The 14833-nt window shown below is 59.4% G+C and carries 15 protein-coding genes and 3 pseudogenes; 3 read left to right on the top strand and 15 right to left on the bottom strand.

What is annotated here, in order from left to right; translation table 11 throughout:
• Positions 1–43: 43 nt before the first annotated feature.
• From murJ to AC2VNM_RS07510, 6 genes are all read right to left on the bottom strand, one after another.
• Positions 44–1570, bottom strand: a complete 1527-nt coding sequence (gene murJ, locus AC2VNM_RS07535; protein ID WP_483166075.1) for a murein biosynthesis integral membrane protein MurJ — start codon at positions 1568–1570, stop codon at positions 44–46.
• Between the two features lie 46 nt (positions 1571–1616).
• On the bottom strand, positions 1617–3554 hold the full coding sequence (locus tag AC2VNM_RS07530) for a lytic transglycosylase domain-containing protein (protein WP_483166076.1): 1938 nt from the start codon (positions 3552–3554) through the stop codon (positions 1617–1619).
• A 5-nt stretch (positions 3555–3559) separates the two neighbouring features.
• The gene (locus AC2VNM_RS07525; RefSeq protein ID WP_483166077.1) at positions 3560–3928 is read right to left on the bottom strand and encodes a hypothetical protein; all 369 of its coding nucleotides are present in this window, start codon (positions 3926–3928) and stop codon (positions 3560–3562) included.
• Positions 3929–4009: 81 nt separating this feature from the next.
• A complete protein-coding gene (locus AC2VNM_RS07520) occupies positions 4010–4789 on the bottom strand; it encodes a metal ABC transporter permease (protein WP_483166078.1) in 780 nt (259 codons plus the stop codon).
• Complete coding sequence (locus AC2VNM_RS07515; RefSeq protein ID WP_483166079.1) at positions 4789–5649, bottom strand: metal ABC transporter permease; 861 nt, start codon at positions 5647–5649, stop codon at positions 4789–4791. The genes AC2VNM_RS07520 and AC2VNM_RS07515 overlap by 1 nt, the downstream gene beginning before the upstream one ends.
• The gene (locus AC2VNM_RS07510; protein ID WP_483166080.1) at positions 5642–6469 is read right to left on the bottom strand and encodes a metal ABC transporter ATP-binding protein; all 828 of its coding nucleotides are present in this window, start codon (positions 6467–6469) and stop codon (positions 5642–5644) included. The genes AC2VNM_RS07515 and AC2VNM_RS07510 overlap by 8 nt, the downstream gene beginning before the upstream one ends.
• A gap of 454 nt (positions 6470–6923) precedes the next feature.
• Here AC2VNM_RS07510 and AC2VNM_RS07505 point away from each other — a divergent pair, with 454 nt between their 5' ends.
• Positions 6924–8447, top strand: coding sequence for a SulP family inorganic anion transporter (locus AC2VNM_RS07505; protein ID WP_483166081.1), 1524 nt, complete (start codon positions 6924–6926; stop codon positions 8445–8447).
• Here AC2VNM_RS07505 and AC2VNM_RS07500 read toward each other — a convergent pair.
• On the bottom strand, positions 8440–8559 hold the full coding sequence (locus AC2VNM_RS07500; protein WP_483166082.1) for a hypothetical protein: 120 nt from the start codon (positions 8557–8559) through the stop codon (positions 8440–8442). The two genes, AC2VNM_RS07505 and AC2VNM_RS07500, sit on opposite strands and share 8 nt — an antisense overlap.
• On the bottom strand, positions 8556–8978 hold the full coding sequence (locus AC2VNM_RS07495) for a helix-turn-helix domain-containing protein (RefSeq protein ID WP_483166083.1): 423 nt from the start codon (positions 8976–8978) through the stop codon (positions 8556–8558). The genes AC2VNM_RS07500 and AC2VNM_RS07495 overlap by 4 nt, the downstream gene beginning before the upstream one ends.
• 157 nt (positions 8979–9135) lie before the next feature.
• Here AC2VNM_RS07495 and AC2VNM_RS07490 point away from each other — a divergent pair, with 157 nt between their 5' ends.
• A complete protein-coding gene (locus AC2VNM_RS07490; RefSeq protein ID WP_483166084.1) occupies positions 9136–10584 on the top strand; it encodes a phosphomannomutase in 1449 nt (482 codons plus the stop codon).
• A gap of 3 nt (positions 10585–10587) precedes the next feature.
• Entirely contained in the window at positions 10588–10866 is a 279-nt protein-coding gene (locus tag AC2VNM_RS07485; protein WP_483166085.1) for a hypothetical protein, read from the top strand.
• Positions 10867–10884: 18 nt separating this feature from the next.
• Here the strand turns inward: AC2VNM_RS07485 and AC2VNM_RS07480 are convergent, their stop codons facing one another.
• The 7 genes and pseudogenes from AC2VNM_RS07480 to AC2VNM_RS07450 all read right to left on the bottom strand — a co-directional run.
• A complete protein-coding gene (locus AC2VNM_RS07480; RefSeq protein ID WP_483166086.1) occupies positions 10885–11193 on the bottom strand; it encodes a hypothetical protein in 309 nt (102 codons plus the stop codon).
• Between the two features lie 6 nt (positions 11194–11199).
• On the bottom strand, positions 11200–11682 hold the full coding sequence (locus AC2VNM_RS07475) for a CZB domain-containing protein (protein WP_483189691.1): 483 nt from the start codon (positions 11680–11682) through the stop codon (positions 11200–11202).
• A 96-nt stretch (positions 11683–11778) separates the two neighbouring features.
• Positions 11779–12165 (bottom strand): annotated as a pseudogene (locus AC2VNM_RS07470) (methyl-accepting chemotaxis protein); the annotation flags it as partial.
• Positions 12166–12579: 414 nt separating this feature from the next.
• Positions 12580–13539: a chemotaxis protein gene (locus tag AC2VNM_RS07465; RefSeq protein ID WP_483166087.1), complete on the bottom strand. Its 960-nt coding sequence runs from the start codon at positions 13537–13539 to the stop codon at positions 12580–12582.
• Positions 13536–13913 carry a CZB domain-containing protein gene (locus AC2VNM_RS07460; protein ID WP_483166113.1) on the bottom strand — a complete coding sequence of 126 codons (378 nt, stop codon included), beginning with the start codon at positions 13911–13913 and terminating at the stop codon, positions 13536–13538. Before AC2VNM_RS07460 ends, AC2VNM_RS07465 begins: the two co-directional genes overlap by 4 nt.
• A gap of 69 nt (positions 13914–13982) precedes the next feature.
• Positions 13983–14309, bottom strand: a pseudogene (locus AC2VNM_RS07455) (methyl-accepting chemotaxis protein); the annotation flags it as partial.
• 108 nt (positions 14310–14417) lie between these two features.
• Positions 14418–14780, bottom strand: a pseudogene (locus AC2VNM_RS07450) (PAS domain-containing protein); the annotation flags it as partial.
• Positions 14781–14833: the final 53 nt, after the last annotated feature.

Here is a 14833-nt window from a genome sequence, read left to right as displayed (position 1 = left end):
GCATCCGGGCAAAAAACCGCTGTAGTGTACCCGAATACCCCGTTCAGCGTCGACGTAACTGGCGCAGTTCCGGCAGGCGCAGGGCCCAGAGGAGAACCAGGTAGAGCAGAGCCCCCCCGGCAATGAGCAGCAAGAGGTGGGCAACCCGCGCTGCGGCGGACCAGTGTAGCCAATCGCTCGTGGCACCGCGCAGCAGGAAAAGGCTGACGGCGAGGGCCACGGCGCTGCAACTGGTTTTTACCAGAAAGACACGCCAACCGGGGGCAGGGCGATAGATCTCGTCCCGCCACAGACGGCGTGCCAACAACAGGGCATTGGCCAGGGCAGCGATGCTGGTCGCCAGCGACAGGCCGAGCTGGTGCAGGGGCCAGGCCAGGAGGAGGCTGATGAGAATATTGACACCGACACTGATGATGCCAAAGCGCATGGGGGTCCTGGTATTCTGGCGGGCATAGAAGGCCGGGGCGAGGACTCGCGCGGCAATGATCGGCAGAATGCCGAGGCCATAGCCAAACAGGCTGAGGTAGCTTTCTTCCATATCCTGGGCACTGTAAGCGCCATAACGAAAGAGGGTGATCAGCAGGGGTTTGCCGAGTACCAGCAGGCCAATGGTGGCGGGCAGGGCGATGAGCCAGGTCCAGCGCAAGGCCCAGTCCAGGGTGCGGGGAAACTCCGCCGTTTTGCTCTGGCGGCTGAGGGTAGGCAACACCACGGTGCCCAGGGCTACCCCGAAGACGCCTAGGGGAAATTCCACCAGGCGATCGGAATAGTACAGATAGGACACGACATTGGCGCCAACCAGAGACGCCAGTACCGTATTGATGAAGAGATTGATCTGCGCTGCGGAAGCACCCAGGGCCGCGGGTCCGAGCAGGCGCAGGGTGCGGCCTACGCCGGGATCGTTGCGGCGCAGACGTGGCCGGTGCAGGTGGCCGACCCGGTAGAGCGCCGGAATCTGAAACAGCAGTTGCGCAATCCCACCAAAGATCATGCCCCAGGCGACGGCAATCACCGGCTGGGCAAGGTGGGGGGCCCAGAAAAGTGCCGCAGCGATGATCCCGAGATTGAGAAATACCGGGGTGAAAGCAGGCACCTGAAAGTGTCCATAGGTGTTGAGGATACCGCCGGAAAGCGCGACCAGAGACACCAGCAGCAAGTACGGGAAGGTGATGCGGGTGAGGAGGACGGTGAGCTCGAATTTGGCCGGATCAGCGGCAAAGCCGGGGGCAAGAAGGTAGACGAGCAGACCAGCACCCAGGACCCCTGCCGCGGTAACGATCACCAGGGTCAGTAGCAGCCAGCCGCTGATGTCAGCGACGAATGCCCTAGTCTCTTGCACGCTGCGCTCCTGCACATACTCGCCTAGCACCGGCACGAAGGCCTGCGAGAATGCCCCTTCACCAAAAAGCCTGCGAAAGAGGTTGGGCAGGCGCTGGGCGACAAAGAAGGCATCGGCAGCCATCCCCGCACCAAACAAATGGGCAAGGATCACGTCCCGAGCGAAACCGAGCAGTCGCGATAAAAAGGTATTGCTGGCTACCTTGGCGACATTGCGCAGGGATACGCTCATCTTTGGGAAATTGCTGCTGGGGTGTTCACGCCGGTACTTCGCACCGCTATCTGGCCAGCTGCCAGTAGGACAGGGGGGATGCCGCTGCTTCGGAAAGAAGCATGCGATAGACGATGGCATTGCTCAGGACGGTCGTGACATAGTCGCGGGTCTGTTGATAGGGAATATTGGCGGCAAAGATCAATCCTGCCCATGGACCCTCGCCGAGGGTGATCTTTTGCAACCAGCGATTCACCGCTCCCGGTCCGGCGTTGTAGGCAGCGGCGAGAAGTACGGGGGAATCGCCGAACTGCGAACGCAGGTAGGCCAGGTAGGTGGTGCCAATCTGGATATTACCGGCCGCCGTCTGCAGATCAGCGGCAGCACTTTGCGGATAGCGGCTTTGCACCCAGGCCGCGGTGGCTGGCATGACCTGCATGATCCCCTGGGCGCCCACGGAAGAGCGGATACCGGGTGCAAATCCGGATTCCTGGCGGATCACACCGGCGACGAAGGAGGGGGAAAGACCATTACGGTTGGCGCTGGCGACGATGTCCTGACGATAGGGAAGCACGTAACCCTGTTGCCAGTCGGCATCGTTGCCGATGCGCGTGCTAGCATTGATGACCAGCAGCCAGGCCTGATTTTGTGCAGCCTGGTGGGCTGCCGCTTTGATGGCAGTGGCATCCGGGAGGGTATCGAGGTACTGCCCCCATTCCCACAGGGCATCGAAATACAGTCCCAGCTGATAGAGTTTCAGGGCGCGCCGCAGGCTGTTGTTTTTCGTCCCTGCAACAGCTGGCTGGGAGAATGCGTCAGCGACCAGCTCCGCAGGGCTCTGGCTGCGCGCGGGGAGACGCAGACTTTGGCCCAGGGCTGCACTGGCCAGCTGTCCATAGGCATCGAAGGGGGAAGCGATCTGTTGCCAGAGCTGTCGCGCCAATGCGCCCTTTCCAGTTTTTTGCAATGCCAGCGCCTTCCAGAATTGCCATTGGCTTTGTTGTGCCTGATCTGCCGGTAAGCGCCCTACGGCGGCAAGCACCAAGGGCCAATTTTGCTGCAACAGGGCTGAGCGCACCATCCAATGGAGAGTTTCCGCATTGGGCCGGAAGCTGGAGTCGACGCTTAGTGCGGCCTGATACCAGGCATTGGCAGTGCTCGTCTGGAACTTACGCGCAGCCTGCAGCGCTGCGCTATAGCACACCGAAGCACGCTGCGCAGGCGAAAGACCGGGCAGGGTCTGACTCTGGGCCACCGCGCGCGCGGAGTCGTTTGGCAGCATCGCGAGCAGAGCGAGATGTAGCAGTTCGGCGCCGTCGTGCGCGCCATAGCTCTGTAACGCAGAGCTGCCCTGGCTTGCCAGCCAGGTATTGGGGCTTTGCAGGAGTTTGTTCAAGGCCGACGCCGCAGGACCGGGAAGAAAACTGGCAAAAGTCGCGGCACTGTGGAGATGCTCGCCACGAATCATCTCCGCCAGTTTATGCCAGAGCAGCGTGTGCGAAATTTGCCCCTGGGCAAGGGCCGTTCGTGCCATCCGATTACAGGCGCCATTGCTCGCTGTCGCCGCATCCCATAGCGTGGCTGGGTTGCCAGTCTGTAACAGTGGGTTGTGCGCCGCATAACAACGGACGCTGAGGTTTTTTGGCGCGGGACCAGCCCGATAGAGCTCGGCGAAGTTCTGCCAGTCGTGTCGCCGTCCCAACTCCAGTAGCCATTGTCGGCGTAGCAGCAGATAAGCGGCCCCATGCGGGAACTCATTGGCGAAGGACTGAAATTGCATTGCTTGCAGTGTACGCAGCCGTGGCTGCAGGGACCAATAGGCTACCCAGGGGCCCATGTAGGTATTGGCAAGCTGGGGAAGTGCGGCCGCCGCGGGACGATAGTTGCCCTGGGCGAAGGCATCGGCGGCATTTTGCAGCAACTGCTCTTGCTGCGGAGTGAGGGCGCCATGGGCGAGACAGGAGATAAGTAGCAGTCCAGCCCCGAGCCAGTGACGCAGGTGCATCGGGTTTACTTTTGTTTGAGGTGTAGCCAGCGTGCGAGGTGTTTGCTCAGTGACTCACCGCGGCGGGGATGATCCTGCGCCAGCGGGCCGACATGCAGGTTGAGGGGTTCGCAATGGTCCTTCCCGTGGCAGATGACGCCATGCGATGCACAGGACGCGCCGGCTTGTTGCAACACTGCCACCATGTGTTCTTCCAGTTCCGCACCGCAACGGCCATCATACTGGATCAGGGCAAGGGCCTTTTCCGGCAGGTAGTCGATATGCCCCCCGAGTTTTTCAAATTCTTCTAGTTTCTTGCGTGCGTCCGGAGTGACGCCATGCAGGGCACCGCTGATGATGAAGCGATCGGGTCGTTTACTGCCGCTTGTGCTCATGACTTCCCTCGATAGCGCGTTCGTGATCTTTCTCTCGATGGCCATAGATGATGCCACCTAGCGCGCGAGGAGGGAAGCCGCTCAGCTCCTGGCAAAGATGCGACTGAACAGGAAGAGTAGCGCCCCCTGAACGCCAACAAAAAAACTCAATGGCCAGTTGGACCAGTAGGAGAGGGCGATGGATGACCAACTCAGCAGCTCGGCAAAGAGGATGGCGAGCGCCCAGGCGTGATATGGACGGCGCGACAGTCGTTGGGCGGCAGCGGCGGGACTCACCAACAGGGTGAACACCAGCAGGGTGCCGACCACCGGCACGGCGGCGGCGCTGACCAGGGCGAGGAGAAGGAGAAAAAACCACTCTATACGTGCGCTGGAGATGGCGTGTGCGTTCGCGAGCTCAGGTTGGGTGGATTCCAGAAGCAAAATGGGAAACTGCCAGAGGAGCAGCAGCAATACGACGCTGACGAGCAGGGCCAGAGGCAGGAGACTGGCAGAGGAGATGCCTAGCACTTCGCCAAAAAGCAGGCCGTAGACCCGTGCAGCATATTCCCGACCCAGGCTCAAAAACAGTCCGCCCAGGGCCAGAAAGCTGCTCAGCAGCAGCCCCATCGCTACGTCGCGACGTCCCAAAAGAGAAAAAATGCGAAGAAAGAGGACGCCGATGATGGCAAAACCGCCCAGTCCCCAGAGGGGGGCAAAACCCAGCAGACTGGCCAAGGCACCACCGGGAAAGGCAGCCAGGGGCAAGGCATGGGCGGCAAAGGCGCTGCGCCGAAGAACGACGAAATAGCCGAGGCTGCCGGCGGCAATGGCCAGCAGGGTGGCGGCAATCCAGGTGTGCAGGAGAAAACTGGAAAACATCAGCGCTTGGTCCGTCGCCGGGAGGCCAGAGCTGCGCTGGCCAGGTACAGCAGGAGAATCAGGAGTACGACGAAAAAGCTTACCGGCCAGCTGGCACCATCCGACCAATAATAGCTCATGAACGCGAGGTAGATGCCGCCCAGCACGGCGGTGAGGGCGATTCCTTGGGCGTAGAGGAAGCTCTGCCAGGGCCTGCGGGCCAGACGCAACGCACTTGCCGCAGGGCCGAGCAGCAGCGCGGTGGCGAGGATGACGCCAATGGAGAGGGCCGACAGGGCCGCCGCGGTACCGAGCAGCAGCAGGTAGAGCAGTTCCAGGCGGCGTACGGGCAATCCTGCGGCACGCCCGAGATCGGGGTTGGCAGCAATCAGCAAGAGCGGGCGGTAGAGCAGGACGATCAAAGCAATGGCGACTCCCACGAGAAGGATCGTTGGCCAGAGCAGTTGCGGATCCAACGCAAAGATCGACCCAAACATGACCTCCACTGTGGCGCCGCTGGCTTGCGTGCTGCTCACGTCCAAGTAGAGGAAGAGTGCGGAAATTCCCAGTGTCGCCCCGAGCACTACACCGGTGGCCAGATCGCGTTCACGGGCGCGTCGCAGGCCCAATGCCCCCATGGCCAGGGCCGCCAACCAGGCCATGCCGAGGAATCCCCACAGGGCGGCACTCCCAAGAAAGATTGCCACCGCTCCTCCAGCACTACTACCGTCCCCCAGGGCGTGACCGGCAAAGCTATGCTGCCGCAGCACGGTAAAGATCCCTATGCTGCCGTTCAGGATTGCCGCCAGTGCACCGATCCATAGGGCAGTCTGCACCGCGGAATTGTGCAGAAAGCTCGCCAGATGCAGGGGATCAGTCATGCTGATCCAGATGTTCGTGGACGTGGCAGGGGATTTCCAGGCCCTGCTGCGGGTTTTCGGGCAGGACCAGTAGGCGTCCGCGATGCTGCAATACTTCTACTGGGTAACCATAGAGCCGGTTTAATACATCGCTGCGCACGACCTCGGCCACGTTGCCCGCCGCAGCCCGGCCACCGACCAGATACACGAGATGATCGAGTATGGGCAGCAAGGGGTTCATGTCGTGCGCCGTGACCAGGACGCTGATCCCTTGTTTACGGGCCAGTACACCCAGTAGCTCCACCAGGCGGCTGGCGCTGGCGAAGTCGAGGTTGGCAAGAGGCTCATCGAGGAGAAGCAGGCGCGGTCGACGGGCGAGGGCATGGGCAATGACGGCGCGCTGCTGTTGCCCGCCCGAAAGCATCCCTACCCGTTGTTCAGCAAAGCTTTCGGCCTGCACCGCGGCAAGCGCGTCAGCCACCGCTGCAGTATCCGACCGTTGCCACCAGTGACGGCCCGTTTGCCCCAGAGCCACCAGATCTCGGGTGCGCAGGGGTAGGTACGGATCGAAAGCGATCTTTTGCGGAACATAGCCAATCTGCGAAAGTTGTCCGCGTGCTGTCTTGCCCAGCACTCGGATGCTACCTTTCTGCCAGGTCTGAATGCCCAGGATGCTGCGCAAGAGGGTGGTTTTGCCCGCACCATTTTCACCAATCAGGGCGGAGACGCTCCCCTTCTTCAGGGTAAAAGAGATGTCCTGCAATACCTGTCTGCCGCCGAGGCGTACGCCCAGGTTGGAGACTTCCAGAACGGGATCAGTCGAGACAGAAAAGGCAGGCATGCATGCGTACCAGCGCAACAGAGTTGCGGAATGTAGGATGGGTATACTTTGCTGTCAAGCGCTCCGGTGCGCTCCGGTGCGCCCGTTCGCCATGTAGCTGCGAATCTTTCTGCAGCTGTGGTGGAACGCGACCATCATTGTGCTCGTTCTTGCCCACTGAATGCGCTTTTCTCCCACCGCGGGGCTGGCCCTGCGGAAAGCCTAACATGGGAGGCAAACCAGGTTTGATTATAAATCAGGACTCTGGTACGGTATTTAGTCATTAAGCCAATGAATCAGTGCCATCCTCCGATGTGAGTTTCAACCCCATTCTTTATTGCGGTCACTGCTAACCGCACTCAGGCGAAGCTTTCGCCTTTCTCATTTTCGAACTCTACTGCTGCTTCCTGCCGCACTGCGGGCCTAAGCGCCCAACCCGGCATGGAGACGCATTTGCCTCAAGTGGAGCAGTCCGATGCAAAGCCTGTCCCGATTTGAAGAAAACAAGATCAATATCCTTAGCGGCATTACTGTGGCGCTGGCTCTGGTGCCGGAAGCCATCGCCTTCGCCTTTGTCGCCCATGTTTCGCCGTTAACCGGCTTGTACGCGGCGGTTATCCTGGTGTTTGTCACCTCGCTGTGGGGTGGGCGACCAGGTATGGTATCCGGCGCCAGCGGTGCTACGGCGGTGGTGGCGGTATCGTTGGTGGTTTCCCACGGGGTAGAATACCTGTTTGCTGCCGTCGTCCTGATGGGCCTGCTGCAACTTTTCTTCGCGGCGGCGCGGCTGAGTAAATTCGTGCGACTGATTCCACACCCGGTCATGCTCGGTTTCATCAACGGCCTCGCTATCGTGATCTTCATGGCGCAGCTAGAGCATTTCAAGGTCAAGGATGCCCAAGGCGCCATGGTCTGGATGCAGGGTACGCAGCTTTATATCATGATCGGACTGGTCGCCCTGACCATGGTAGCTATTTACCTGACGCCGCGCATCACTAAGGCGATCCCGGCAACGCTCGCAGGTGCGTTAGTGACCACCCTCCTCGTGGTCGTCTTCAAGATTCCTACGGTGACCATCGGCGATGTGGCATCGCTGGCCGGCGGTCTGCCCAGCTTTCATTTGCCGGAAGTGCCATTGACCTGGCATACGCTGGTTGTCATCTTCCCTTACGCCCTGGTTATGGCCGCCAACGGTTTGGTGGAAACCTTGTTGACCCTGGATCTGATTGACGAGATGACCGACACCCGCGGCAAGCCGAATCGGGAGTCCATGGCGCAGGGTCTTGCCAATGTGGTCAGCGGCTTTTTTGGCGCCATGGGCGGCTGCGCCATGCTGGGGGAGAGCATCATCAACGTCGGTAACGGCGCCATCAAACGCCTTTCGGGCATTACCACGGCTATTTTCTTGCTGTCCTTTATTGTGCTGGCCTCAGACTGGATTAGCCAGGTGCCCATTGCCGCACTGGTCGGCGTGATGTTCGTGGTGGTGGAAAAGACCTTTGAATGGAGCAGTCTGCGCTTTTTCGGCAAGGTGCCGCGTACGGACATAGTCATCGGCATTCTGGTCGCCGCCATTACGGTGCTGGTCAATATTACCTTGGCGGTAGTGGCGGGAGTCATCATCGCGGCGCTGGTCTTTGCCTGGCAGCACGCCAAGCAGATTGAAGTCAAAACTAGCATCGATACGGAGGGGCATAAGATATACACCCTGCAAGGAACGCTGTTTTTTGCCTCGGTGAGCGCCTTCCGTAATCTCTTTACCCCGGCGGAAGATCCGGACGTGGTCATCATCGACTTCGGCGGGGCACGGATTGTCGATCATTCCGCCATCGAGGCTATTGATGCGCTGGCGGAGCGCTACAAGAAGCGGGGCAAGAAGCTGTATCTGCGCCATTTGAGCGGTGACTGTCGGGATTTGCTGGAGAAGGCAAAGGATCTGGTCGTCTTTAACGTGGCAGAAGACCCGCGTTATCATGTGGCGGATGATAAGATCAGCTGAGGATTCGTCCATAAAGCGCGTGCTTTGCGCCCATCGCATGCGCCCACATCTGACCTCCGATGGAGAAGTGCCACCATTCTCCAACATGCTGCGCAAACCCCGCCTGGGTCATGACCGAGACCAAAAGTCATCGACAGGACCGCGCATGGGTATATCCCGACCTTCTCCATCCACCAGTTTACAGTCTATGGCGGCACCCGTGCTGTGGGGCGGCGGACAGCAGGGATCCGGATCGGGAATCCCCCCAAAGCGGTATACTTTGGGGGCGAGTCGGGCATAGATTCCAGACCATGAAGTGCTGAACCGCCAGAGGGCGATAGGCGTCGAACAGCGTAACGCGCCATCCCAAGTGTCGGCCCGACAAGAAGGATTGCGCCCGATATAAGGCGCCCCTTTCTCTCGAAATCGGATCAGCAGGCGCTTGACCTGCCGCACGCTCAGCCCGAGCTGCTGTGCCGCCTCTTGCTGCCGTAGTGTCCGACTGACCAACTGCTGCATCACCTCCAGCCGGTCCACCGCCTTCTGCGTCATCGTAATGATCTCCTCTGTCACCGCCCCCAAAACCAAAAGGGGATATTTTACAATTGGACAAAGAGGACATTACGTCTTTGGATTAACAAAAGTGGCTTGGCGGAGTATGGGATCCGCCTAGCATGATATGCTTGCCAGAGAATCTAGGGAGAAAACTATGGCGGCATTTGGTACGAGTGGTTTGCGGGGATTGGTGACGGAGTTGACCGACGCAGTGGTGGTTGGGTACGTGTCGGCGTTCCTGCGGTATTTGCAGACGCTGGGAGAGTTTGAATCAGGTGCGGAGGTCTTTCTGGCTGGAGATTTGCGCCCTAGCACGAGCGCCATCCTCGAAGCGGCCTGGCAGGGCGTGCTGGAAACCGGTGGAACGCCGCGCTATCTCGGACGTATCCCTTCGCCGGCCCTGGCCTTTGCCGGTTTTCAGGCCAGGCTGCCGTCGCTCATGGTGACTGGCAGCCATATCCCCTTCGACCGTAATGGTATCAAGTTCAATCGGCCAAAAGCCGAGCTCAGTAAGGCCGACGAGGCTGGGATCCTGAGGGCTTTACCTTCTTCCGACCCAGAGAAGTTCACGCCAGCAGGGGCGCTGCGCCAACGGTCGCAGTTGCCCGATGCCGAAGAGTTCGGGCTTACTCAATACCGCCGTCGCTACCTCGATTTTTTTGTAGGGGAACCTCTGCGCAACTGGCGGATCGGTGTGTACCAGCATTCGGGAGTGGCGCGGGACCTGTTGCCGGGGCTTCTGCAGGCCCTGGGTGCAGAAACGGTGCTGTTGGGGCGCTCGGAGGAATTTGTGCCCATGGATACCGAGGCCCTGCGCCCGGAAGATCGTGTCCTGGCCGAACACTGGGTGTCGGGGCATGGCCTGCAGGCGTTACTCAGCACCGATGGCGATGCCGACCGGCCGATGCTGGCCGACGAGACTGGGGCTTGGTGGCGTGGCGATCAGCTGGGGCAAATTTGTGCGGCGTTGTTGGGTGCCGACGGGGTGGTGACACCCATTTCGAGCAATACCGGACTCGAAAGCAGTAGAAAGTTCCGGCGGACTTTACGCACCCGCATCGGGTCGCCTTATGTGATTGCCGGTATGGATCAGTTGTTGGCAGAGGGCTACGCCCGGGTGATGGGGTATGAGGCGAATGGCGGGTTTCTGCTCGCCTCTACTTTGCGGGAAGAGGGCCGCAGGCTAGAACCCCTCCCCACTCGGGATGCCATCTTGCCCATGCTCGCCGCTCTGATCGCCGCAGCGCAAGCTGGTGCGCCGCTCTCCGGCCTTCTGCAGGAGCTGCCACAGCGCTATACCAGTAGTGATCGGGTGCAGAATTTCCCCACGGAGCGGAGCCGCGAACTGCTGGCCCGTTACCAAGAGGGAGGCGGCAATCTGGCGGCCTTCAATGAGGATTTCTCGGGCTTGGGTTTTGTCGGCACGGCAATGGACCTGACTGACGGAGTTCGGATGCAGAGTGATGCCGATGAGATTCTCCATTTGCGTCCTTCGGGTAATGCCCCGGAGTTGCGTTGCTATGTAGAGGCAGCGACGGCAGAGCGTGCGGATGCGCTGCTGGCGGCAGCGATGCAGCAACTCCATTTCTGGAAATCTGTCTAGCCGATGCGTTGGCGCCGTCGTTCCTCCTGGATCTATACTGGCCTGAGTCTCTTTGCCATCGCCTTGTTTTTAATGGTGATGCGCTATTTAGGGGTGGTATTCGAGACCAACGCCAAGGCACAGCTTGCGTTACATGGGTCGACCGCAGGCGTGGACGCCTTGCTCCATTTGGCCGCCATTTGTAACTGGGTGCGTTGGCGCTGGATTGCTAATCTGCTGTTGCTGGCACTGGTAGTCACGATTTTTGGTCTGGGGCGCGATTGGTGGACGGCGCGTCATTGACCGCCCCGTCGCAGCGGGTCAGTCGCTGGACGAGCTGAATGGACGAGTGGCCAGCAGCGCTTCGAGCAGCCATTCCGCCAGGAAAAACAGGCTACGTACGACGACGCTGGCGACATACCACAGGACCAGAAAACGCAGGGCGTCGAGAAGATAGGGAGCCCAAAATGGTGCTGTGGAAGAAATTGCCGGGGGAAGCAGCGAGGTACCACTGGCGGCGGCAATGGCGGCAGCGAGGGCAATAGCCCAAAGGCGGAATTTTGGCCAAAGTGGTACTGGGGCAGTGGCGACTTCTGCCTCTTCATTTGCCGCCAGCTCCTGTTTTGCCACCCGAACTTACTCCCCAGAGATCCCCGCTACTGCGGCCAGAACCTTGTCGCGCAACTTGTCGAGCTGAGTCTGTACCATTTGACTCAGGCTTTTCAGTTGTTCCGCGCCCTTGCCAATCTCGGCGGTGTCGTTTTCTCGCACGGATTGGACCAGGCGTAGTCCCAGCTTGTGTACCTGTGGGTGCACCTGCTGCAGGGCGGCGAACTCCGTGCTCTGTGTCAGTGATACATCGTTCAGATTGTCCATCCATTTCCCCAAACTACAGGCGTGTTCGTCCTTGAGCTCGTCTGCCCCGAGGCTGGTATCACCGGTGCTGATGGCTTCGAGAACCTTTCCTACCCAGCGCACATGGTCGCTCTTGGCGATACTGAGACGCACGGCAACGGGCACGTGCCCTGCCGTGGCGTCTTCGGCGGCCTGCTCGAGGTCATTTTGTACCTTTCCGAGGCAGTCTCGAATTTCCTTGAAACTGTCATCGAAGTCGCGCATCGATCTACCCAGTGTTTGCATGTGCACACCCATCGCCTCGGCGGCGGCGATTTCCTGGGCGCTGCCGGCAATGATGTTCTGTATATTGTCCTGGGTTCCCTGGGCGGAATGATTGGCCATACCCAACACCTCGGCAACCGTCTCGAGAGAATCGCCGCCACGACGCAGGTGCTGGATACTGGAAGACACCCGATCCTCGACTTCGGCAGCGCCCTCATTGATGCTGGTGGCGGCATTACGGATGTCGCTCGCGGCCCGAGAGGAGCTCTGCGCCAGCTTTTTGACTTCGTCTGCCACGACGGCAAAGCCCCGCCCATGTTCGCCAGCGCGGGCGGCCTCGATCGCTGCGTTGAGCGCCAGCAGATTGGTCTGTTTGGCAATCTCCTGCACCTTCACCGCCAGGGTGGTGATGGTCCGGGTCTGCTCCAGAAAGGCCTGGACCGTTTTGCCCATGCCATTCACCGCCTGCTCGACGAGATCCATTTCACCGATGAGTTCGGAGAGACGCTCATTTCCCAACTGTACATCGCGCAGGGTGTGTTCGGCGAGGTCCTGGTTGGCCGCTACCGCAGCCGCAGAATCCTTGACCGCGCGAATGAGCGCCTGTGCCTGATCGAGCAGAGACTGGCTGTCGAGTTCGGCGCGTTGCAGGCTTTTCTGAAACGCCAACCCGAGAAGATGGATGTTGTTTGTTCCCTGATAAGCCAGCGTCTGCTGATCGAGCACCTGGCAATATTGTTGCAGTCGTTGCCGCTGTTGCTCACAGATCGGCGTTATCGAGCTCTGGAATTCCTCATCTTCGCGCAGCAAGCGGATGGTTTCGGGATCACCATCGAGGCAGGCATCGAGTAGGGAAGCGAGAGAGTCTGGATGGTTTATCATGGTTCTGGCCTCGTGTTATCGGCGATGGATGACACTGGTGATGGCCCGCGCCAGGTCATCGGGTATAAATTTGGCCACGTAGCCATCGGCGTTCACACTCTGGGCATGGGCCTCGTTGGCACTACCCGAGAGTGAGGAGTGGATGACCACTGGCAGCGCGCGCAGGTTTTCGTTCTCCTTAATGCGACGCGTCAGGGTGAAACCATCCATCTCTGGCATTTCCAGGTCGGTGAGGAGCATCGCGACCTTGTCGGTGATGGCGCGGCCCTCGGCGCGCGCGTCCTTGGCCAGCTGTTGCAGACGCTCCCAGGCCTCCTTGCCGGTTTTGGTGCCGATGAAGGGGAGGCCCAGGCTGCGAAGGGTTTTTTCGATCTGACTGCGGGCCACTGCGGAATCATCGGCGTAGAGAATGACTGAGCCTGCCGGGATTTCCACGTGGTGCTGTTGACCGAGTTCATCGCCGCTCTTGAAGCGGGAGGGTAATACCTGACGCAGGATATGTTCGACGTCGAGTACTAATGCCAGCCGGGCCTTTTCCTCGTCTTCGTCAAGTCGCGCGAGACTGGTGACCAGCCCGCCGACCGCCGCACCTTCGGCGGAAAGCACCCGGCTCCAGTCGAGGCGAACGATTTCCTCGACGTCCTCCACGGCAAACCCTTGTACGGAGCGTTCATATTCGGTGACCAACAGGATGTTTAGTCCGCTCGCCTGACAACCGACGACACTGGGCAGATCGATGACGGGAAGGATTTGCCCACGGATGTTGGCGACTCCCAGGACATGCTCCGGCGCCCCCGGCATGGGGGTGATCTTCGGCATGACCAAGGCCTCGCGGACCTTGAAGACATTGATGCCGAAGAGCTCCTGACTGCCCAGGGCAGCGTCGGCTCCGAGGCGGAAAACGAGCAGCTCGAACTTGTTGGTGCCCGCCAGTTGGGTCCGTTCATCTACGTTTTGTAAGGTCGATCCATTCATTTTGCATCTCCAAGCTTCTCCGCCGCTTCGTAAGCCATTTTCTCCAGGCCCTGGATGGTTTGATCCTTCGCTTCTTCCAGCGCTCTCCGTTGCCGCTCGATTGCTTGTTGATCTCCGCGTTCCGCAGCGGCTTTCAGCGCCTTGGCCGCTGCATGTAGAGCAGCGTGGGGAGCCGCAATCGCCTGGAACTGTGGATTATTTCCCATCAGCTCCTGACCGGCACCGTCATACCATCGACCAAAATCGCACTGGTGTTCGTCAGGAACATCGGAAACAAGCTGATCTGAACTAGAACGACTCAGGTCTTCTTCCATTTGCAGAGCGAACAGCTCGTGATCTGCAATGGCAGACTCCGTGGAGAGCAACACGGACATCTGCCGGAAGTTTTCCAGTGTTTGCGAGAGGCGCTGCGTCACGGCCTCGGCATTTTGCGATTGCTGATTTGCTTTTTGACTGGAAACGCTAATGCCTTGCGAGGAGGTCTGAATCGAAACAATGTTTTTTTGCACATCTTCCGTGGCCTCCTGAACGCGTTTGGAAAGACTTCGTACCTCATCCGCTACCACGGCAAATCCCCGTCCATGTTCCCCGGCCCGGGCCGCCTCAATCGCTGCATTCAAAGCCAGCAGATTAGTTTGGTAGGCAATCTCCCGAATGGTCTGGGCAATCCCCTGGATTGTGCCCACATCCTTCTGCAGGTTCTCCGTCGCCTGCTGGTTTTGTCGCAGGATTCCGCCAATCTCGCGCACCGATGCTTCCACATTGCGCATGGACGCCAGTGTCTCTTGGCTGGTGGCGGTCAATGTACTGCTATTTTTTTTGGCATCGTTGCTAATCCTTTGTACGATTTTCTCAATCAGATTGCTCTGCTGTTTGGAGAACGTTACGTCTTTCGCAATCTCGATGACTTGCTCTACCTTGCCGCTTGCATCCAGAACGGGAAGATATTCTGCATCCAGAAAAAGAGAGACTCCGCTTTTCGTGCGGCGTTCAAAGATACCGTGTTGCGGCCTTCCCTCCGCGAGATCTCGCCAAAACTGCTGGTACTCGGGACTTTGCGCGTAGGCAGGGAAACAGAGGATGCGGTGGTGTTGTCCGATAATCTCTGCTTTTTGATATCCTACAGCATGCAGAAAGTTTTCATTGGCATCCTGGACGATGCCGCTGGGGGTGAAAACGATCAACGCACTCGTTCGGTCCAGGCTCTGCCAGATCTGTTGCAACACAGAATCACTGGGCATCTCTATTGACATGACTTAGCTCCTCGGAAAACGGTAAAGGGAATGACGATCGT

The organism is Acidithiobacillus sp. TH-A67, assembly GCF_057473545.1.
Note: the sequence above shows the minus strand (reverse complement) of the source record. Positions and strands in the feature narration are given on the sequence as shown.

Coding starts and splice junctions, on each gene's coding strand:
- AC2VNM_RS07530 (WP_483166076.1), bottom strand. CDS start 3,554: ATGCACCTGCGTCACTGGCTCGGGGCTGGACTGCTACTTATCTCCTGT.
- AC2VNM_RS07515 (WP_483166079.1), bottom strand. CDS start 5,649: ATGACTGATCCCCTGCATCTGGCGAGCTTTCTGCACAATTCCGCGGTG.
- AC2VNM_RS07500 (WP_483166082.1), bottom strand. CDS start 8,559: ATGACCCAGGCGGGGTTTGCGCAGCATGTTGGAGAATGGTGGCACTTC.
- AC2VNM_RS07520 (WP_483166078.1), bottom strand. CDS start 4,789: ATGTTTTCCAGTTTTCTCCTGCACACCTGGATTGCCGCCACCCTGCTG.
- AC2VNM_RS07485 (WP_483166085.1), top strand. CDS start 10,588: ATGCGTTGGCGCCGTCGTTCCTCCTGGATCTATACTGGCCTGAGTCTC.
- AC2VNM_RS07505 (WP_483166081.1), top strand. CDS start 6,924: ATGCAAAGCCTGTCCCGATTTGAAGAAAACAAGATCAATATCCTTAGC.
- AC2VNM_RS07510 (WP_483166080.1), bottom strand. CDS start 6,469: ATGCCTGCCTTTTCTGTCTCGACTGATCCCGTTCTGGAAGTCTCCAAC.
- murJ (WP_483166075.1), bottom strand. CDS start 1,570: ATGAGCGTATCCCTGCGCAATGTCGCCAAGGTAGCCAGCAATACCTTT.
- AC2VNM_RS07465 (WP_483166087.1), bottom strand. CDS start 13,539: ATGAATGGATCGACCTTACAAAACGTAGATGAACGGACCCAACTGGCG.
- AC2VNM_RS07525 (WP_483166077.1), bottom strand. CDS start 3,928: ATGAGCACAAGCGGCAGTAAACGACCCGATCGCTTCATCATCAGCGGT.
- AC2VNM_RS07460 (WP_483166113.1), bottom strand. CDS start 13,913: ATGTCCGTGTTGCTCTCCACGGAGTCTGCCATTGCAGATCACGAGCTG.
- AC2VNM_RS07475 (WP_483189691.1), bottom strand. CDS start 11,682: ATGCGCGACTTCGATGACAGTTTCAAGGAAATTCGAGACTGCCTCGGA.
- AC2VNM_RS07490 (WP_483166084.1), top strand. CDS start 9,136: ATGGCGGCATTTGGTACGAGTGGTTTGCGGGGATTGGTGACGGAGTTG.
- AC2VNM_RS07495 (WP_483166083.1), bottom strand. CDS start 8,978: ATGACGCAGAAGGCGGTGGACCGGCTGGAGGTGATGCAGCAGTTGGTC.